The following is an 18,099-nucleotide window of genomic DNA, read 5'->3' on the forward strand; positions in this document are numbered from 1 at the left end:
CAGCCGACGTCCCTGAGCAGGGCATGACGCCACCCGGCCCGGTCATGCCCCGAAGCGGACCGGGAAACCCGCACGGTCGCCCCGGCGCGTTCCACCAAGCTCTCGGTCACCTCACAGTGGGGCAGCATCCGGTCCTCGTGCTCGCCGACATCGAACGCCACCCGCAGCCCCGACAGTTCGGCCCCCTCCCGCAGCCGCTCGGCAACCGCGCCACCGACCGGCCCGCCCAGCGGATCGGCCCACCCCGGGGCATCCGGCGTCCACCAGAACGACCCGGACTGACAGGCGACCCGCGACACCAACTCGGGAAACTCCAGCGCCGCGTACACCGCGCTCAGCCCTCCGAGACTCTGCCCGGCGACCACCAGCCGCCCCGGATCGGCGTGGACGCCCGACTCCGCCACCAGTGGCAGCAGTTCGTCCCGCACGGCCTCCCACAGCTCCGGCCGGCACGTGAACTCCGTCGCCCGGTCCTTGGCGGGCAGAAAGACCAGAGTGACCGGCGGCAGATCCCCCGCTTCCACCGCCGAGTCGAACGCCGTCATGGCCGGATGCAGATACAGCCAGTCGTCCCCGTCGAGCAGCAGCACCACCGGCCCTCCGCCCCCCGCCGGATGGACCCGCACGGTCCGCCGCCCGCCCAGCCGCGCACTCGCCCAGCGGATCCGCGCCCGTGGCACGGGCAGCACCGCATCGGCCCCCAGCAGGGGCCAGTGGGGCTGCTCCGGGGCGTCCGGCGTCGCGGCGATGGACCGGTCACCGCCTGCCCCGGCGGGGTTGAGCGGGTCGGCGTACGACGCGTCAGCCGCCAGGAACCGATACGTCACCCGCAGCCGCGCGGGCATGCGCACCTCGGCGTACCAGCAGTCCGTGTCCTTCCAGCGCCGTAGGGCGACCGGCTCCGACCAGCTCTCGAACTCGACGGTCACCGGCTCGGACCCGCGCCACAGGAACAGGGTCCCCCAGCCGTCGGCGCCGTCCGGCACCGCCACGGGTGCGCCCGCGGCGGCGGTCCAGAACGCGTCACTGCCGGGCGCGCCCGGCAGCCCGAACTCGGCGAAGGCGTCCTCCCTGTCGGCCGCGGCCAAGCGCATGAACGTCTCCTTGTGAGAGGGAAGGGGCAAAGGCTAAGCTCCATCAATTAGGCGAGCCTAACCTAACCTTGACCCTCCGAGGAGGCACCGCGCATGAGCACCAACCCCTTCGACGACAACGAAGGCCGTTTCCTGGTCCTGGTGAACGACGAGGGCCAGCACTCCCTCTGGCCGTCCTTCGCCGAGGTGCCCGGGGGATGGACGATCGCCTTCGCCGAGAACACCCGCGAGGCGTGCCTGGAGTACGTCGAGACCCACTGGACGGACCTGCGCCCCCGGTCCCTCGCCGCGGCCCAGGACGCCTGACTCTGTCGATGCTGTGTACCAGGCTGACCAACGCCCGCTTCCTCACCATGGATCCGGACCACCCGGTCGCCCATGACCTGGGCATCTGGCAGGGCCGGATCGTGGGTCTCGACGACGCCGTGACGGCTCTGCCGGCCCGGGAGACCGTCGACCTCCAGGGCGCCACGGTGTTGCCGGGGTTCATCGACGCCCATGTCCACCTCGCCTGGACCGGGTTCAAGCAGAACACCCCGAGCATCGCGGGCCGCACCCGCATCGACGACGTGCTCGCAGTCGTGGCCGGGGCCGTCGCCCGCACCAGCGCACCCGGCGACTGGGTGAGCATCGCCGGGTACGACCAGCGGGCCCTGGGCCGCCATCTGACCGCCGCGGACCTCGACCGGGTCAGCGACGGACGCAAGCTCTACCTGCTGCACGACTCCGGGCACGGCTGCGTCGTCAACACCGCCGTCCTGGACCTGCTCCCCGACGGCATCCCGCACGAGAACGGCTTCCTCGCCGAGCAGGCCAGGGCGCCGCCCGCGCCCTGCGTCTGCCGTGCTCCCAGGAGGACCTGGCCGAGGCGATCGGCCGCGCGGCCCGCACCTGCCTGGCCGAGGGGGTCACCGCCTGTGCCGAAGCGGGCATCGGCGGCACCCTCTTCGGTCACAGCCCGGTCGAACTCGGCGCCTACCAACTCGCCCGGGACAAGGGGCTGCTGCCGCTGCGCGTACAGCTCATGGTCTCCGCGGACCGGCTGCGCCCGGTCGCCGCCCACGACACCGACGGCATCCCGCGCGCCCTCGACCTCGGCCTGCGCACCGGCTTCGGCGACGACCGGCTCTCCGTCGGCGCGCTGAAGATCTACACCGACGGCGGGATGATGGCCCGCACGGCCGCGCTGACCCGCCCGTACGAAGGACTCGACCACGCCGGGCAGTTGCAGGACGACCCGGACGTGCTCACCGACGTCATCGTGGACGGCCACCTCGCCGGCTGGCAGCTCGCCGTGCACGCGATCGGCGACCGCGCGGCCGACATCGCCCTCGACGCGATCGAGCGCGCTCAGCGCCTGCGACCCCGTCCCGGGGCCCGCCACCGCATCGAACACGCGGGGCTGATCCGGCCCGACCAGCTCCCGCGCTTCGCGCGACTCGGCGTCACCGCCGTCGTCCAGCCCGCCTTCCTGCGCTGCTTCGGCGACGACTACGCCTCGATCATGGGTGAGGAACGGGCGCCCTGGATGTACCGGGGAAAGGCGTTCCTGGACCACGGCATCCCGCTGGTGGGCAGCTCCGACCGCCCCGTCGCCGATGGATCGCCCCTGCGCGCCGTCCAGTTCTTGGTCGAACGCGTTGCCGCCTCCGGGCAGTTGATCGGCCCGGACGAGGCCGTCACCGTCGACCAGGCCCTGCACGCCTACACTGTCGCCGGCGCCCGCGCCTGTCACTGGGAGGACCGCCTGGGCAGCCTCACCCCGGGCAAACGCGCCGACCTGGTCGTCCTCGGCGACGACCCCCGGCGCGTCGACCCCTCGCGCATCGGCGACATCGAGGTGGCGCAGACCTACGTCGACGGCCTCCCGAGCCACCCGCGCGCCTGATTCCCGGTTAGGACCGAGGAAGGAACCCCTTGACCACGGCCACGCCGCGCCCTGCCACGCCGCCCGTCGCTTTTCCGGCGCTGACACCGTCCGTGCGCACCGCCCGCCCGGACGAGGCTCCCGCCCTCGCCGCCCTGTCCCGGCCCTTCGTCCACTCGGGCGCACTGCGTGAACGCCCCGTCTCCCTCTACGCCGCCCACGCGGCCGACTTCCTGGTGCTGGAGGCCTCCGAAGGAACCCTCGACGGCTGCGTCGGCCTGCGTGCGTACCCCGCGGGCCCGGGGGAGGGCGACGAACGCGCGGGCGTCGTCTACAACTTCTGCGTGGCCGCGCACCGGCAGGGCAGCGGAGCGGGGGCCGGACTGTTACGCGCGGTGCTCGCCACGGCGCACGCCCGGTCGCTCGACGCCCTGTACACGGCGACCACCGGGAGCGCCGGACTGTTCCTGCGCTACGGCTTCACGCGGACGACGGCCCGTCAGGCGCCGCGCTCCTGGGCCGATTCCCTGGACCCGCGGCGCAACGCGCACGTGCTGGTCAGGAGGAGGTGACCTGGTCGGGGACCACGGTGGTGCCCGGGCACGCCCCGGTGAGCACGCTGCGCAGCACCGCGTGCGGTACCCGCCCGTCCACCACATGCGCCCTGCGCACCCCGCCGCGGACGGCCCGCAGACAGCCCTCCATCTTCGGCAGCATCCCGCTCGCCAGCCCGGGCAGCAGCTCGTCCAGCGCACGGGCCGTCAGTCGCGCGATCACCTCGGTGCTGTGCGGCCAGTCCGCGTACAGCCCCTCGACGTCGGTGAGCATCACCAGCCGCTCGGCGCCGAGCGCCACGGCGAGGGCCGCCGCCGCGAGATCGGCGTTGACGTTGTAGACCTGCCCGTCCGCGCCGCGCGCCACGGGGGAGACGACCGGGATGTGCCCCTGCTCCAGCAGCGCGCGCACCATGGCCGGATTCACGTCCACGACATCGCCGACGAGACCGAGGTCCACCGCCCGGCCGTCGACCCGGGCCGGCCGCCGTACGGCCGTCATCGTGTGCGCGTCCTCGCCGGTCAGGCCCACCGCGAAAGGCCCGTGGGCGTTGATGTGCCCGACCAGCTCCCGCTGCACGCGACCCGTCAGCACCATGCGCACCACGTCCATGGTCTCCGGGGTGGTCACCCGCAGGCCGGCCTCGAACCGGGTCTCCAGCCCGAGCCGGTCGAGCATCGCGCTGATCTGCGGCCCGCCGCCGTGCACGACGACCGGCCGCAGACCCGCGTGCCACAACTCCACGACGTCCCGCGCGAAGGTCCGTTGCAGACTCGCGTCCACCATGGCGTTGCCGCCGAACTTCACGACGACCACACCGCCCCGCGGCTCCTCGGGCCAGGGAAGGGCCTGGACGGAGGGATCCCCTGCTCGGGCGGGTGTCACGGTCACGCGGTCACTCCGTTTCCTCACCGACATGGGAGAGATGCCACTTAGCCAAGCCTAACCTAAATCGAAGGCTCATTGGTCAAGAGGGCGTGGAGCAGCGGAAGTTGGCATGGCCTGCGCGAGGTCCTCCAGGGGGTGAGGAACTATTCGGGGCGCCCCTGAGCCCGTACCGCGGACGCCCGGGCCGGCCGTTCACGAGGAGCCGTACGGCTACGCCGATGCGTCGATGGTGCGCCTGTGTTCGTCAGCGAGGCACCTTTTCCGCTGAGGCCCACGCGAGGGGAGGAGGGGTTCCGCCTGTGCCCCGGCGTCCTGTGCCCCGGCGTCGCGTCCGGCGGTTGCCCGCCCACCTGCAGACGACGTAGATGGCGAAGGAGACCGTCGTGACGTAGGGGCTGATGGGGATGGAGCTGCCGAGGGCGAGCAGGATGCCCCCCTCGATCGAGACCACGGCGAAGGCCACGCTGAGCAGCGGCAGGAGGACGGGTGACGCGGTGATGCGGGCGGCTGCCGCGGCGGGGGTGACGACGAGGGTGAGGACCAGCAGGGCGCCGACGACCTGTACGGACAGGGCGACCGTGAGTCCGAGGACGAGCATGAAGGCGAAGGACAGTCCCCGCACCGGCACGCCGCGGGCCTCGGCGACGTCCGGATCGGCGCTGGCGAAGGCCAGCGGGCGCCAGATGATCGCCAGGGTGACCAGGACGAGGGCGGAGGTGCCCAGCAGCCAGGTCATCTGCGGGGTGTCGACGGCGACGATCTGGCCCGTGAGGAGGCCGAACTTGTTGGCCGCCCGGCCTTTGTACAGAGCGAGGAAGAGCACCCCGAGGCCGAGACCGAAGGGCATGAGGATGCCGATCGCCGAGTTGCGGTCCCGGGCGCGCGCTCCGAGCACGCCGATCGCTCCGGCCGCGATCAGTGAGCCGACGATGGAGCCCGCCACGATGTTGAGCCCCATCAGCAGCGCGGCCGACGCGCCCGCGAACGACAGCTCGCTGATGCCGTGCACCGCGAAGGGCAGGTCCCGCATGATGACGAAGACCCCGGCCAGGCCGCCGATCAGACCGAGCGCGGCGCCGGCGACGAGGGAGTTGCGGACCAGCACCAGCAGTTCGGTGTAGTTGTCGAAGCTGAAGATCTGTTGCCAGATCCCGTCGGCGAACGTCATGGGCGCGCTCCGTCGGTCCGATGGGTCTCGGGGGCGGGATGATGGGGAGGGGCCGGCTCGTCGGGGGCTCCGGCGACCACGATCCGGCCGTGCACCCGGACCACGTCGACGTGGGTGCCGTACAGCCGGGACAGCGACTCGGAGGTCAGCACCTCCTCCGGCGTTCCCACCCGATGGCCGCCGCGTGCCAGGTACAGCACCCGGTCCACCAGCCCCAGCACCGGGTTGATCTCGTGGGTCACGAAGACCACCGCGGTGCCGTGGGAGCGGCGCCGGGCGTCCACGAGTTCGGTGACGGCCCGCTGGTGGTGGAGGTCGAGGGAGAGCAGCGGCTCGTCGCACAGCAGGATGCGCGGGTCGGTCGCCAGGGCCTGCCCGATGCGTACCCGCTGCCGCTCGCCCCCGGACAGCATGCCGAGGGGGACGTCGGCGTACGCCGAGGCCCCGACCGCCTCCAGGATCTCGTCCACCCGTCGACGGACGCCGGCGGTGCGCAACCGCGGTCCGAAACGGTGCCCGTCGATCCCGAAGCGCACGAGGTCGCGGGCGCGCAGCAGCGCGTGGGCGGACACGTCCGCCTGCTGGGGGACGTAGCCGATGTGCCGGCCTGCCTCGGGCCCGGGCCGGCCGAGGACGGTCAGCGTTCCTGCGGACAGCTGCTGCCGGCCCAGCAGGGTCCTGACGAGGGTGGTCTTGCCCGACCCGTTCGGTCCGAGGACGGCCAGGAACTCACCGGGCCGCACCTCCAGATCGAGGCCGTGCCAGACCATCCGCTCGCCGTAGGACACGGCGGCGCCGCGCAGAGCGAGCACCGGGGAGCCGTCGGCGACGCCGGTGCCGGTGTCGCTCCGGTGGGCCTGGGGCAGGGAGGACATGCCCGGTCGCCTCACTTGGCCAGCGCGCTCGCGAGCGCGTCGACATTGGCCGTCATCCAGCCGAGGTAGTTCTCGCCCTTGGGCAGGGTCTCGGTCACGGGTACGACGGGGATGCCGGCCGCCTTGGCCGCGCTCTCGACCTTCTCCGTCTGCGGGCCGGAGGTCTGCGCGTTGTAGACCAGCGCTTCGACCTGCTTGCCGCTGTACAGGGCCAGGGTCTCCTGCAAGACCTTCGGGGAGACGTCGTCGCCTTCCTCGATCGCCTCGCTGAACTCCTCGGGCGTCTTGTTGACCAGGCCGCTCGCCTCGGTCAGGTACAGCGGCACCGGCTCGGTGATGCCGATGCCCTCGCCGCCGTGCTCCTTCTTGATCTGCGCTTCCTTCGACTCCAGCGGAGTGAGCTTCGACTTGAAGGTCTCGGCGTTCTTCGTGAAGGTCGCGGCGTGGTCCGGGTCCGCCTTGCCCAGGGCGGTGGCGATGCTGTCGGAGATCTTGGCGACGCTGGGGAAGTCGTACCAGATGTGCTCGTTGAGCTCGCCGCCCTCGGGCGCGGTCCTGCCGGAGACCTTGACGGCGTTGATCACCTCGGCGGAGGAGTCGCTGCTCTTCAGCATCCTGTCGACGAAGTCGTCGTAGCCTCCGCCGTTCTCGACGACGACCTTCGCCTTGGACAGGGCCAGCTGGTTCTGGGTGTCGGCCTCGTAGGAGTGCGGGTCCTGGTCGGGGTCGCTGATGATGGAGGTGACGTCGACGTGCTCGCCGCCTATCTGCTCGACGATGTCGCCGTAGACGTTCGTCGAGGCCACCACCGTGATCTTGGACGAGCCGCTCGAGTCCGACGTGGAACTCCCGTCGGCTGCGGAGTCCGAACTGCCGCAGGCTGCCAGCAGCGCCAGGGAGGCCCCGGTTATCAGCGCCAGGTGGCGGCGGGGCGGCGGCGTGCGCATGGGTCCTCCAGGGCGGGTGGTAAGGGGAATTTTCGCGACAGATCAGCCGAGATCGGATCAGTCGGTCGAAGCCGGTTACTTACCCACGCTAGATGGAAACGAATGTCAGGACCATGGCTGAATCTGAGCGATGTGAAAATCATTGCCAAGGCTTGACGTGACGGCTGCCTGTGCGGCGGATGCGGCTGCCTCACGCCCTGGCCGATCAGGCCACTCGGGTGACGCGCCGTGTGGGGCTGTCCCTCAGGGGGCATGGTCTCCACCGGCTGCCTGGGGGTGATCCCGTGCCGCCGCCGAGGCCATGGGCTGTACGCGGCCGTGCGGCCGTGCACACCGGACCGAAGCCCGCCGGGGCTGTCGTGCGCCTGGGTCCGCTCGTCACCGAGGCCGGCGCGGAGACGGTCGGCGCCCGGCCGAGGGCCGCAATGCGGACGGCGGCGGACGGCCCGCCCGGCCGTGCGCGGGACCCGGCCCGCGGCACGTGGCCCGCTGAGGCTCGGACTTCCGGAGTCCGGGGTCGACAAGGAAGTCCGGCGTTGCCGCATCGCGGGGGTGCCGGATCACGGACAGGCGGGGCTACTCCTGTGCGTGCCGGATGGCGTCCAGCACGATGTGCGCGACGTGCTCGTCGGTGAGGCCGTACCGGATCTCCCGTGCCTGCCGGCGTGCGGTCACGATGCGCGAGGTGCGCAGCACCCTCAGGTGCTGCGACACCAGTGGCTGACTCACTCCGAGGGCGGCGACCAGTTCGTGGACGTACTTCTCGCCGTCCGAGAGTTCGCGCACGATGCCGAGGCGGACCGGGGAGGCCAGCGCCTTCAGGAGGTCACTGGCCGCCAGGAGGGCTCGCATCGGTTCGTCGGAAGGGGTCGCCGGAGGAGTGGTCGTCATATGCGCACATTAGCAAGTGGCAATGATTGCCGGTTTCCTTGGCGGCGCCCCGCAAACCGGCTCAGTGATCGTCCCAGTGTCCCTCGTGCGCCGCGTGACGGTGGCCGTCGTGCACGTAGTCGACGTGGTCCTCGTGGGGGATGGCCACATGCCCGCAGCTCTCGCCGTGCTGGTGGTCGTGACCTTCATGGGTGGCGTGGCCGGTGCTCGCACACTCGTCGACGTGGCCGTCGTGGTTCCGGTGGAGGTGACCGTCGTGCGCGAAGTCGGTGTGGTCGCCGTGGGGGATGGCGACATGCCCGCAGCCCTCGCCGTGGGTGTGGGTGTGGTCGTCGTGCGTGCGGTGCTCGGTGGCGCTGGTCATCTCGTGCTCCTGATCGTGCGGTGGGTCGTGTTCCTGCTCGGTCGAGGCATGGGTTCTCGCCGACCGCGACCGTGTATAGCGACATTAACATATAGCGATGTACGAATGTGTTGGGCGACGGGGCGCGCGTTCCCTGGTGCGGATCGTCCGGCCGGGCGGGTGCACCGTGCACGGAAGGCGCCGCGCTGGTGCGGGGGCGCGCCGCACAGGCGACGTCCACGGTGGACCGCCTGGTCTTCACGGGACTCCGGGCGCACGGGGGTGGCGAGACCGTCCACCGGTTGGAGAAGGGCGGAGCCGGGCGAGTGGGAGCCGGATAACCCGGCTCGGATCTCGAACTCACCAACCGGCACGGCGGATGCGGCAGCCCCTGGCCCGGAGAGGGTCCCGGCGGGGGGCCGGGCAGGAGACTCCTCATGGCCCGGCGTGCCCACACCGGGTCATGAGGAGCCTCGGCCCCGGGTGTCGGCCGGGCGATCTCGGCCGGGCAGCCGAAGCGCCGGGCAGCCGAAGTGCTGTGCGCCGCCGCGCCTCAGAGGGGTTGCCAGACGCGGGCCAGCGCCGACGTGGTGAGGACCTGGTCCGGATGCCCCTGTCCGGCGAGGCGTCCGTCCTGGAGCAGGAGGCATGCGTCCGCCGTGCGCGCGGCCTCCAGGTCGTGCGTGGCCTGGACGACCGTCACCCCGTCTGCGACGAGGTCGGTCAGCAGCGCCCCGATGCGCTCCCGGGCCTCCGGGTCCAGGCCCGTGGTCGGCTCGTCGAGGAGCAGCAGGTCGGATGCCTGCGCCAACCCTTGCGCGATGAGCGCGCGTTGGCGCTGCCCACCCGACAGCTCGCCCAGTTGACGTGAGGCGAGGTCCCGGATGCCGAGTCGGTCGAGCGCGGCGTCCACGGTCGTGTGGTCCTGGCGGGTCAGCCGGCGCCACGGGCCGCGCTCGACCCAGCGCCCCATCTCCACGGCCTGCCGGACGGTGAGCGGCAGGGTGTCGCCGACGGCTCCGCGCTGAGGCACGAAGGCGGGCGGCCGGTCTCCGTTGAGGTGGAGATCGCCGGATGTCGGCTTGATCACACCGGCGAGCACGCCGAGCAGGGTCGACTTGCCGCTGCCGTTCGGGCCGACGAGCACTGTCGTGGCCAACGTCGTTATGTCCGCGCTGACTTGATGGAGCACTGGGCGCCCTGGATAGCCGGCGCACAGTCCGCGGAAGCGGATGTGAGCGGTCCCCTCTCGGGGCGGGGCGGGCGAGGGGCGCGGTTTAGTGAACATGATTTTCATTGTAATGTCGCGGTCATGGAATGGTTGACGGCCCCCTTCGAGGTGACCTTCGTGCAGCGGGCCCTGTGGGGCGGCGTTCTCGTCTCCGCGATCTGCGCGCTGGCGGGCACCTGGGTGGTGCTCAGGGGGATGGCCTTCCTGGGGGACGCCATGTCGCACGGGCTGCTGCCGGGTGTCGCGCTGGCCGCGCTGTTCGGCGGGAACCTGATGGTGGGCGCGGTGGTCAGCGCCGCCGTCATGACGGCCGGCGTCACCGCGCTGGGTCGTACCCCGAGGCTGTCCCAGGACACCGGCATCGGACTGCTGTTCGTGGGCATGCTCTCCCTCGGCGTGATCATCGTCTCGCGCTCGCAGTCCTTCGCGGTCGACCTGACCGGCTTCCTCTTCGGTGACGTCCTCGCCGTCCGGCAGCAGGACCTCCTCGTGCTCGCGACGGCGTTGCTCGCGGCGCTGGTGGTGTCGGTCCTCGGCCACCGCGCCTTCCTGGCCCTGACGTTCGACGCGCGCAAGGCCCAGACCCTGGGGCTGCGGCCGCGTCTGGCCCACGGGGTACTGCTCGGCCTGCTCGGGCTGGCGATCGTCGCCTCGTTCCACATCGTGGGAACGCTGCTCGTCCTCGGACTGCTCATCGCACCGCCCGCGGCCGCGCTGCCCTGGGCCCGCGGCGTGCGCGGGGTGATGGCCCTCGCCGCCGTCCTCGGAGCCACCGCCACATTCGGCGGCCTGCTGCTGTCCTGGCATCTGAGCACCGCCGCCGGCGCGACCGTCGCGGCCCTCGCGGTGAGCCTGTTCTTCCTCTCCCACGCGGTGTCCGGGCTGCTTCAACGCCGTGCGCGCCATGCCCCCGCCGCCGCTCCCGTACTCGAAGTCGACTGAAAGAAGCCTGAGGCGATCGTCATGACGGTCTGCAGAAACGTCACTCCATGGGCTTCGGCCGCACTGACACTCGCCGCGCTGCTGGCCACGGGCTGCGCGGCGGACAAGGCCGACGGCTCCCGCCCTGCGGTGAGTTCCCCCTCCGCCACTCCGCACGGATACGTCGAGGGGGCGCAGGAGGCCGCCGAGCAGCAGTCCCGGCTCCTGCTGAACGACCCCGGCAGCGGCAGCACCAGGGTTCTCGACCTCATCACCGGCAAGGTGCACACCACCGCTCAGGTGAAAGGCGCCGTCCGGCTCGGAACGGACGGCAGGTTCGGCTACCTCCACGCGTCCGGCGGTATCCATGTGCTCGACAGCGGCGCCTGGATGGTGGACCACGGGGACCATGTCCACTACTACAGCGCGGCGGTACGCGACGTGGGTGAACTTCCCGCGCGCAGCCGGGCGCAGGTACGCGGCGATGCCGCCGTGACCGCGGTGACCGACGGGGAGGGGCGCACCCTCCTCTACGACCGCGGCAAGCTGGAGAAGGGCAGGATCGCGTCCCCCCGGACGCTGCCGGGCACCTACACGGGCGCCGTCGTGCCGTACGAGGAACACCTGCTCGCCTTCGCCGACAACGGCGGCACCACCGAGCTCGTCGTCCTCGACCGCACGGGCGAACGCGTCGCCGCCCCGGACGTGGAGTGCGAGCAGCCCAGGGGAGACGCCGTCACCCGGCGGGGCGTGATCCTGGGCTGCGCCGATGGTGCCCTGCTGGTCCGGACCGAGGACGGCGCCTTCACCGCCGAGGAGATTCCCTACGGAAAGGACGTCCCGGCGCGGGAGCGGGCCACCTCCTTCCGTCAGCGGCCCGGCAGCGACACCCTCACCGCCCCGGCCGGAAGCGACGCCGTATGGGTCCTCGACGTCACCGAGCGGACGTGGACCCGGGTCGACACCGGTCCGGTCGTCGCCGCCAACACAGCCGGAGAAGGCTCCCCGCTGCTCGTCCTGGAATCCGACGGCTCGCTGCACGGCTACGACATCGCCACCGGAAAGCGGACCGCGCGGACCAAGCCGCTGCTGACCGGGGGGACGAGGACAGGCGCCAAGGGCAGCGCCCCCGTGATCGAGGTGGACCGCAGCCGCGCCTACGTCAACGACCCCGAAGGCAAGAAGGTGTTCGAAATCGACTACAACGACGGCCTGCGCATCGCGCGCTCCTTCGACCTGGACGTCAAGCCGGTTCTCATGGCGGAGACCGGACGATGAGCCGGACCGAGGCGAAGCAGCGCGCGCGGGTGGGGATCGCGCGGCTGCGCAGTCTGGTCGTGGGCCTGCTCGCCCTCGTCACCGCCGCGACCGCGACGGCGTGCACCACCGACGACGACCGGCCCGGCATCGTCGTCACGACCAACATCCTCGGCGACATCACCCGGGAGATCGTCGGTGACCAGGCCGCCGTCACCGTTCTGATGAAGCCCAACGCCGACCCGCACTCCTTCGGCCTGTCGGCGGTGCAGGCCGCCGAACTGGAACGGGCCGACCTGGTCGTCTGCAACGGTCTCGGGCTGGAGGAGAACGTACTACGGCATGTGGACGCCGCCCGCGAGTCCGGTGTCGCCACCTTCGCGGCCGGCGAGGCGGCCGACCCGCTCACCTTTCACACGGCAGACGACGGCGGTCCCCGCAGTGAGCAAGGGCGCCCCGACCCGCACTTCTGGACCGACCCCGACCGGGTGCGCAAGGCCACCGGTCTGATAGCCGACCAGGTCATCGAGCACGTCGACGGCGTGGACCCCGGCACGATACGCGCCAACGCCGACCGCTACGCCGAAGAACTCACCGGCCTGACCGCCTGGATGGAGAAGTCCTTCGACCGCGTACCCGAGGGCAAGCGGGCCCTGGTCACCAACCACCACGTCTTCGGATACCTCGCCGACCGCTTCGGCTTCCGGGTGATCGGCGCGGTCATCCCGAGCGGCACCACGCTGGCCTCACCCAGCTCCTCGGATCTCCGCTCCCTCACCGAGGCGATGGAACGGGCGGGCGTACACACCGTCTTCGCCGACTCCTCCCAGCCCCGACGGCTCGCCGAGGTGCTGCGTGCGGAGATGGGCGGCCGGGTCCAGGTCGTCGAGCTCTACTCGGAGTCGCTGACCGCCGAGGGCGAGGGCGCCGACACCTATCTGCGGATGATGCGCGCCAACACCACCGCCATGGTCGACGGCCTGACCGGCGACTGACCCTCCAGGCCCCTGCAGCCACCGGCTGACGAGCCATCAGCTCCACCTCGCTGCCGCCACCGAGCGGCGCGGAAAGGAACACACCGATGAACAAGCCGATACGCAACAGAGCTCTCACGGGCACGGCACTCGCCCTGGCGGTGTCCGCGGTTCTGACCGCCTGCGGAGGAGAGGGCGCCTCCTCCTCTTCCGACACGAAGGCGAAGAACGCCCCGGGCGCCAAGGCCGCCGCGGTCAAGGACCCGCTGGTCGCCACCTTCGACGGCGGCCTCTACATCCTGGACGGCAAGAGCCTCAAGACGGCCGAGACCATCGAGCTCCCCGGCTTCAACCGGGTCAACCCGGCGGGTGACGAGGACCATGTCGTCGTCTCCACCGACGCCGGCTTCCGCGTCCTGAACGCCACCGGGCAGACCCTCACCGACATCGTGTACGAGGGTGCCAAGCCCGGCCACGTCGTACGGCACGCGGGCAGGACCGTGCTCTTCACCGATGGCACCGGGGAGGTCAACGTCTTCGACCCCGCGGACCTGAGCAGCGGCAAGAAGCCGGAAGGACGCACCTACACCTCCGCCGAACCCCACCACGGTGTCGCCGTCGAACTGGCCGACGGCACACTCCTCAGCACCCTGGGCACCGAGGAGAAGCGCACCGGCGCGCTGGTACTGGACAAGAACAACAAGGAGATCGCGCGCAACGAGGACTGCCCCGGTGTCCACGGCGAGGCGGCCGCCGAGAACGAAGCCATCGGCATCGGCTGCGAGGACGGCATCCTGATCTACAAGGACGGCAAGTTCACCAAGATCGACGCCCCCGACGACTACGGCCGCATCGGCAACCAGGCCGGCAGCGACACCTCGCCGATCCTGCTGGGCGACTACAAGACCGACCCGGAGGCCGAGTTGGAGCGGCCCACCCGCGTCTCCCTCATCGACACCGAGAAGAAGAAGCTGCGCCTGGTGAACCTGGGCACCAGCTACTCCTTCCGCTCACTGGCCCGCGGCCCGCACGGGGAGGCCCTGGTCCTCGGCACCGACGGCGCCATCCACGTCATCGACCAGAACACCGGCAAGGTCGAGAAGAAGATCCCCGCCGTGGGCGAGTGGCAGGAGCCGCTGGACTGGCAGCAGGCCCGGCCGACCCTGTTCGTCCGCGACCACATCGCGTATGTCTCCGAGCCCGGCAAGAAGGGCCTGCACGCCATCGACCTGGAGACGGGGAAGAAGATCACCTCCGTCACCCTGCCGGAGAGCACCAACGAACTGTCGGGCGTCGTCGCCGGTCACTGACCGCCTCCTGTCCGCCACGCCCTCGTGCCCTCGCCGCCGCGGCTTTCCGGCCGCGCCGACGGGGGCACGCCGCCACCCCCGGGCGCTGCCGGGCCCATGGCACCCGGATGCCGGCCGGTCCCACCGTCGGGCCATGGTGCGCGGTGCCGGTCATCCCCCTGCGGGGTGCGGTTGTTCCGGGCGTGTGGACCGGGCCGGTCCGGAACACGTCGTCACCGTCCCACGGGATCACCGTCGGCGCCGTCGTTCCGGACGCGCAGTGCCATGTGGCCGCCGTGATGCAGGGGTGTGCTCAGCCGGACGCGGGTCGCCTCGTGGCCCGTCTCCGCGTCGACGAGGTGCACCTCGCCGTGCCCTCCCCGGCTGACGGCGATCCAGTCGGAGCCCGGTGAGGCGGCCACCGCCCGTCGCTGGACGCCCTCCCAGGGGGTGCCGCCGCGACGGGGAGCGCCGTCCATGGGGGGCAGGGGACAGCGGTGGACGATGTCGTCGGTGCTCAGCAGGACCAGTTCGTCGCCGTCGGGGTGGATACGCGTGAAGGCGGTGTGGCGCCGGGCGAGAGCCAGCCGGAAGACGAGTCCGGGTCCGAGTTCCGTGTGGAGCGTGCGGCCCGTTTCCAGGTCGTGGTGCCATGCCTGGTTGGTCCATTCCGGCCACCGCAGCGGATCAGGATCACCACCGCGCAGCGTGCTCCACAGCGCCTGCCGGCGGGTGTCGAGCCGGAGGTACCAGCCCCGGGCGCGCGATTCCCACGCGATGACCGCCTCGGCGGCCAGTGCGTCGCCCTCCCTCCGGGCCCGGTGCACGCCCTCGCCCGTGGCCGCGAACACACGTCCCACGCCGGGCTCCTGAGCGTCCCCGTGGCCGTCGTCCGGCAGCGGCAGAACCGAGTGGGGCGTGACCGGAGGGCAGCCGGGCGGAGCCGCGAGGAGGTCCGCGAACCGGTGCACGGCCAGCGCGCCGGGCTCCCGGTGTCGCAGCACGACCAGGGGATCCTCGCCGCCCAGCACCGTCACGCCCGGCTCGCCGACCCGCGTGCGGACGCGGGTGGCCTCTCCGGTGGCCAGATCGACGACCGTCAGCAGGTCCGACCACGGTTCGCTGTTCACGCCCAGGCCGGTGGTCACAGCCAGCCGGCGACCGGACGGGTCGCACGCGAGGTGCTCGCCCGGCACGGCGACCGGGACCGCCCGTTCCACGAGTTTCTCCGCGAAGGGATCGAGGACCAGCAATTCCCCTCGGCGGTCGTCGACGCAGGCCACCCGCCCGCCCGGCAGCGCCAGGAACCCGGCGTGCTCGGAGAGATGACGGCCTGTGAGGCGCCCCGCGACGGCGCCGTCCGGCACGGTCACCACGTGTACGGAACCGTCCACGTGGTCGGAGACGAGCAGGACGGGAGCGGCAGCGGGCATGGAATCCTCCAGAAAACCGGTCTGGTGAAAACGATTATCATGTATCTTCGGTGCGTTCCCGGTACTTGAGAAGAAGCGAGGGCATCGATGCTGCGCTCACCGTCGAGATTCATCCGCACTTGGATCACCGCAGCGGTGGTGGGTTCATTCCTGGTCGGTTGCGGCTCGTCGTCCGAAGAACCCGCGAGTGACAAGGCCGGGCCGGCCCCGAAGACCGAGGTCACCGTCGAACCCATCAAGGCGGCGACGGAGTTGACCGACACGAACGGCGCCGAGATCGCCCTGAAGAAGAAGCCGGAGCGGATCGTCTGCCTGTTCGCACTGTGCGACGACATCCTGACCGAACTCGGCATCGCCCCGACGGCCACCAACAGCGGGCTGCTGGCGCACCCGGACTTCCTGGGAGAGGAGAAGGCCAAGGAGGTCGACGTCATCCCCGGCGGGTTCATCGCCCCCGAGGTGGAGGCGATCCTCTCCCACAAGCCCGACCTCGTCATCGGGCTGGGGGACACCCACGGCAAGCTCGCCCCGGCGCTGAAGGGCGCCACCACGTTCTGGGCCATGCAGCCCGAGACGTGGCAGGACAGCGTGGGGTACCTGCGCGACGTCGCCGCGCTCACCGGCCGCACCGCCGAGGGAGAGAAGGCCGAGAGGACCTTCCGGGCCAAGCTCGCCGCGGCCGAGAAGGCCCCGAGCGACAAGACGGCCCTCATCGTCTACGGCAGCGACGAGAACTTCGGCGTCGCGACCCCGGAGGGCGACGTGGCCGCGAGCCTGTTCCCCAAGATCGCCGACTACCCGTGGAAGTCCCGTGGTGTGGAGGGCAGTTACAGCCTCGAGGAAGTCCTCGCCAAGGACGTCGACGTGCTGTTCGTCGAGACGCTGAGCTTCGGCGAGGCGGACGGCAAGCTCTCGGAGAAGCTGGCCGAGAACCCTCTGTGGGGCAAGATCCCGGCCGTGAAGAACGGCGACGTCCACGAGGTGAACTCCGAGGTGTGGGCCAAGGGGCGCGGCACCCGTTCGCTGGGCATCGTCCTCGACGAGGCCACGGCCGCGCTGCGGTGAGGTCGTCCCTCTCGCCTCCCGCCGCGGTGGATCGCACCGCGGCGGGAGGCCCCCGGCCGTCGCGCGGCGCACGGAGGTGGCAACCACTCCTGGTCGTCGTACTGCTGGCCGTGTCCTCGGTCTGCGCGCTCAGTCTCGGCACCCCCGGCGTTCCCCCGCACCGGCTGGTCGCCGCGGTGCTGGAGGGGGACGGCACGCTCGCCGGGATCGTCGTCACCGAACTGCGCGTGCCCCGCCTGGTGCTGGCGCTCGTCGCCGGGGCCTGTCTGGGGGCGGCCGGACTGGTGCTCCAGGAGGCGCTGCGCAATCCCCTGGCGGTGCCGGAGATGCTGGGCGTGTCGTCCGGGGCCGCGCTGGGGGTGGCCGCACCGCTGGTGCTGACCCTGTCGCTGCCGGCCGTCGTCGTGCCGCTGCTGGCCATCGGCGGGGCCGCGTTCGGCGGCGGGCTGACGCTCCTGGTCGCCGGAGTGGGCCGCAGTCCGTCCGCCGTGCTGCTGACCGGCGCAGCGGTGGCGGCCGCGCTGCAGGCCGCTCTGCTCGTCCTGATGGTCATGGCCGACCAGCTCGACCTCCAGCTCATCTACCGCTATCTGCTCGGCTCCCTCTCGGCCCGGACCTGGGACGACGTGACGGGCCTGTGGCCGTGGCTGCTCGTCGCGGCCCCCGCACTCGTGCTGTGCGCGCCGGTGCTGTCGGTGCTGCGGCTGGGAGACGAGGACGCCGAGGCGCTGGGTGTGCGCGCTCATCGCGCGAGGCTGGCCGCGCTGGGCATCGCCGTGGTGCTGATCGCCCCGGTGACGGCCGTGTGCGGACCCGTCGCGTGGGTGGGTTTCCTCGCCCCGCACCTGGCGCGTCGGTTCGACCCCGCCGCGGGGGCCGTGCGCTGGCTGCCGTGGTCCGCCGCCTGGGGTGCCGTCGTCGTGATGACCGCCGATGTCCCGGCCAGGCTGGCGCTGGCGCCCGTGGAGACACCTGCCGGTGCCTGGACAGCCCTGCTGGGGGTGCCGGCCGGGGTCGCGCTGATGCGGTCCGGGGGGCGCGGCCGCGCCGCCCGGCGTGGACCGGCCGCTTCGGCCGCCGTGCGCACGACGTCGCACCGGCCGAGGGGGCCGGTGTCCGGTGCGGCGGACGGAGTCCCTCGCCTCGGGGCGCCGGCCGGCGCAGGTCGAGACGAGTCCCGACACGATGGTCCCGGCGGTGTCTGCCCGCCTCCTTCCGGGACTTCCGGGACTTCCGGGACGGCACCTTCCAGGGCTTCCGGAACGGAGGAGGCACGGTGACCCGGCGTTTCACGGCGCTCG

The 18,099-nt window shown here is 71.7% G+C and carries 17 protein-coding genes and 1 pseudogene; 9 read left to right on the plus strand and 9 right to left on the minus strand.

Going from position 1 to position 18,099, the window contains the following annotated elements:
- A partial coding sequence (locus tag ABTX62_RS24770; RefSeq protein ID WP_352118250.1) for an alpha/beta hydrolase-fold protein occupies window positions 1-1,094 on the minus strand: 1,094 nt, incomplete at its 3' end.
- A 93-nt stretch (window positions 1,095-1,187) separates the two neighbouring features.
- Between ABTX62_RS24770 and ABTX62_RS24775 the strand changes: the two genes are divergently transcribed.
- The 3 genes and pseudogenes from ABTX62_RS24775 to ABTX62_RS24785 all read left to right on the plus strand — a co-directional run bounded on the left by ABTX62_RS24775 (window position 1,188) and on the right by ABTX62_RS24785 (window position 3,533).
- A complete protein-coding gene (locus ABTX62_RS24775; protein WP_352118251.1) occupies window positions 1,188-1,400 on the plus strand; it encodes an MbtH family protein in 213 nt (70 codons plus the stop codon).
- Between the two features lie 8 nt (window positions 1,401-1,408).
- Window positions 1,409-2,982, plus strand: a pseudogene (locus ABTX62_RS24780) (amidohydrolase).
- Between the two features lie 29 nt (window positions 2,983-3,011).
- Entirely contained in the window at window positions 3,012-3,533 is a 522-nt protein-coding gene (locus tag ABTX62_RS24785) for a GNAT family N-acetyltransferase (protein ID WP_502998007.1), read from the plus strand.
- Here the strand turns inward: ABTX62_RS24785 and argB are convergent.
- The 7 genes from argB to aztA form a co-directional block, all read right to left on the minus strand.
- Window positions 3,520-4,407 carry an acetylglutamate kinase gene (argB, locus tag ABTX62_RS24790; RefSeq protein WP_502998008.1) on the minus strand — a complete coding sequence of 296 codons (888 nt, stop codon included), beginning with the start codon at window positions 4,405-4,407 and terminating at the stop codon, window positions 3,520-3,522. The two genes, ABTX62_RS24785 and argB, sit on opposite strands and share 14 nt — an antisense overlap.
- Before the next feature lie 241 nt (window positions 4,408-4,648).
- Window positions 4,649-5,572 carry a metal ABC transporter permease gene (locus tag ABTX62_RS24795; protein WP_352118252.1) on the minus strand — a complete coding sequence of 308 codons (924 nt, stop codon included), beginning with the start codon at window positions 5,570-5,572 and terminating at the stop codon, window positions 4,649-4,651.
- The gene (locus ABTX62_RS24800) at window positions 5,569-6,447 is read right to left on the minus strand and encodes a metal ABC transporter ATP-binding protein (protein WP_502998009.1); all 879 of its coding nucleotides are present in this window, start codon (window positions 6,445-6,447) and stop codon (window positions 5,569-5,571) included. The genes ABTX62_RS24795 and ABTX62_RS24800 overlap by 4 nt, the downstream gene beginning before the upstream one ends.
- An 11-nt stretch (window positions 6,448-6,458) precedes the next feature.
- Window positions 6,459-7,394: a metal ABC transporter solute-binding protein, Zn/Mn family gene (locus ABTX62_RS24805; protein WP_352118253.1), complete on the minus strand. Its 936-nt coding sequence runs from the start codon at window positions 7,392-7,394 to the stop codon at window positions 6,459-6,461.
- A 576-nt stretch (window positions 7,395-7,970) separates the two neighbouring features.
- A complete protein-coding gene (locus ABTX62_RS24810; RefSeq protein ID WP_352118254.1) occupies window positions 7,971-8,285 on the minus strand; it encodes an ArsR/SmtB family transcription factor in 315 nt (104 codons plus the stop codon).
- A 61-nt stretch (window positions 8,286-8,346) separates the two neighbouring features.
- Window positions 8,347-8,649 carry a hypothetical protein gene (locus tag ABTX62_RS24815; protein WP_352118255.1) on the minus strand — a complete coding sequence of 101 codons (303 nt, stop codon included), beginning with the start codon at window positions 8,647-8,649 and terminating at the stop codon, window positions 8,347-8,349.
- A 532-nt stretch (window positions 8,650-9,181) separates the two neighbouring features.
- The gene (gene aztA, locus ABTX62_RS24820; protein ID WP_352118256.1) at window positions 9,182-9,925 is read right to left on the minus strand and encodes a zinc ABC transporter ATP-binding protein AztA; all 744 of its coding nucleotides are present in this window, start codon (window positions 9,923-9,925) and stop codon (window positions 9,182-9,184) included.
- A gap of 15 nt (window positions 9,926-9,940) precedes the next feature.
- On the opposite strand from aztA, the gene aztB reads away from it, so the two are divergent.
- The 4 genes from aztB to aztD all read left to right on the plus strand — a co-directional run bounded on the left by aztB (window position 9,941) and on the right by aztD (window position 14,321).
- On the plus strand, window positions 9,941-10,801 hold the full coding sequence (aztB, locus tag ABTX62_RS24825) for a zinc ABC transporter permease AztB (RefSeq protein WP_352118257.1): 861 nt from the start codon (window positions 9,941-9,943) through the stop codon (window positions 10,799-10,801).
- 21 nt (window positions 10,802-10,822) lie between these two features.
- A complete protein-coding gene (locus ABTX62_RS24830) occupies window positions 10,823-12,058 on the plus strand; it encodes a hypothetical protein (RefSeq protein ID WP_352118258.1) in 1,236 nt (411 codons plus the stop codon).
- Window positions 12,055-13,032, plus strand: a complete 978-nt coding sequence (aztC, locus tag ABTX62_RS24835) for a zinc ABC transporter substrate-binding protein AztC (protein ID WP_352118259.1) — start codon at window positions 12,055-12,057, stop codon at window positions 13,030-13,032. Before ABTX62_RS24830 ends, aztC begins: the two co-directional genes overlap by 4 nt.
- Window positions 13,033-13,118: 86 nt before the next feature.
- Entirely contained in the window at window positions 13,119-14,321 is a 1,203-nt protein-coding gene (aztD, locus tag ABTX62_RS24840) for a zinc metallochaperone AztD (RefSeq protein WP_352118260.1), read from the plus strand.
- 212 nt (window positions 14,322-14,533) lie between these two features.
- Here aztD and ABTX62_RS24845 read toward each other — a convergent pair whose 3' ends face one another.
- Entirely contained in the window at window positions 14,534-15,733 is a 1,200-nt protein-coding gene (locus ABTX62_RS24845; protein ID WP_352118261.1) for a YncE family protein, read from the minus strand.
- Between the two features lie 87 nt (window positions 15,734-15,820).
- On the opposite strand from ABTX62_RS24845, the gene ABTX62_RS24850 reads away from it, so the two are divergent.
- Window positions 15,821-16,798: an ABC transporter substrate-binding protein gene (locus ABTX62_RS24850; RefSeq protein ID WP_352118262.1), complete on the plus strand. Its 978-nt coding sequence runs from the start codon at window positions 15,821-15,823 to the stop codon at window positions 16,796-16,798.
- Between the two features lie 104 nt (window positions 16,799-16,902).
- Window positions 16,903-18,078, plus strand: a complete 1,176-nt coding sequence (locus tag ABTX62_RS24855) for a FecCD family ABC transporter permease (protein WP_352118292.1) — start codon at window positions 16,903-16,905, stop codon at window positions 18,076-18,078.
- Window positions 18,079-18,099 lie beyond the last annotated feature (21 nt).

The organism is Streptomyces sp. NPDC096046 (genome assembly GCF_040303285.1).
In the GTDB taxonomy this organism is placed as follows: domain Bacteria; phylum Actinomycetota; class Actinomycetes; order Streptomycetales; family Streptomycetaceae; genus Streptomyces.

Bases quoted from the DNA above. Each gene is read 5' to 3' on its own strand.
- aztC (WP_352118259.1), top strand. From the start codon at position 12,055: ATGAGCCGGACCGAGGCGAAGCAGCGCGCGCGGGTGGGGATCGCGCGG.
- ABTX62_RS24845 (WP_352118261.1), bottom strand. From the start codon at position 15,733: ATGCCCGCTGCCGCTCCCGTCCTGCTCGTCTCCGACCACGTGGACGGT.
- ABTX62_RS24815 (WP_352118255.1), bottom strand. From the start codon at position 8,649: ATGACCAGCGCCACCGAGCACCGCACGCACGACGACCACACCCACACC.
- aztD (WP_352118260.1), top strand. From the start codon at position 13,119: ATGAACAAGCCGATACGCAACAGAGCTCTCACGGGCACGGCACTCGCC.
- ABTX62_RS24805 (WP_352118253.1), bottom strand. From the start codon at position 7,394: ATGCGCACGCCGCCGCCCCGCCGCCACCTGGCGCTGATAACCGGGGCC.
- ABTX62_RS24810 (WP_352118254.1), bottom strand. From the start codon at position 8,285: ATGACGACCACTCCTCCGGCGACCCCTTCCGACGAACCGATGCGAGCC.
- ABTX62_RS24850 (WP_352118262.1), top strand. From the start codon at position 15,821: ATGCTGCGCTCACCGTCGAGATTCATCCGCACTTGGATCACCGCAGCG.
- aztB (WP_352118257.1), top strand. From the start codon at position 9,941: ATGGAATGGTTGACGGCCCCCTTCGAGGTGACCTTCGTGCAGCGGGCC.
- ABTX62_RS24795 (WP_352118252.1), bottom strand. From the start codon at position 5,572: ATGACGTTCGCCGACGGGATCTGGCAACAGATCTTCAGCTTCGACAAC.
- ABTX62_RS24800 (WP_502998009.1), bottom strand. From the start codon at position 6,447: ATGTCCTCCCTGCCCCAGGCCCACCGGAGCGACACCGGCACCGGCGTC.
- ABTX62_RS24775 (WP_352118251.1), top strand. From the start codon at position 1,188: ATGAGCACCAACCCCTTCGACGACAACGAAGGCCGTTTCCTGGTCCTG.
- aztA (WP_352118256.1), bottom strand. From the start codon at position 9,925: ATGAAAATCATGTTCACTAAACCGCGCCCCTCGCCCGCCCCGCCCCGA.
- ABTX62_RS24830 (WP_352118258.1), top strand. From the start codon at position 10,823: ATGACGGTCTGCAGAAACGTCACTCCATGGGCTTCGGCCGCACTGACA.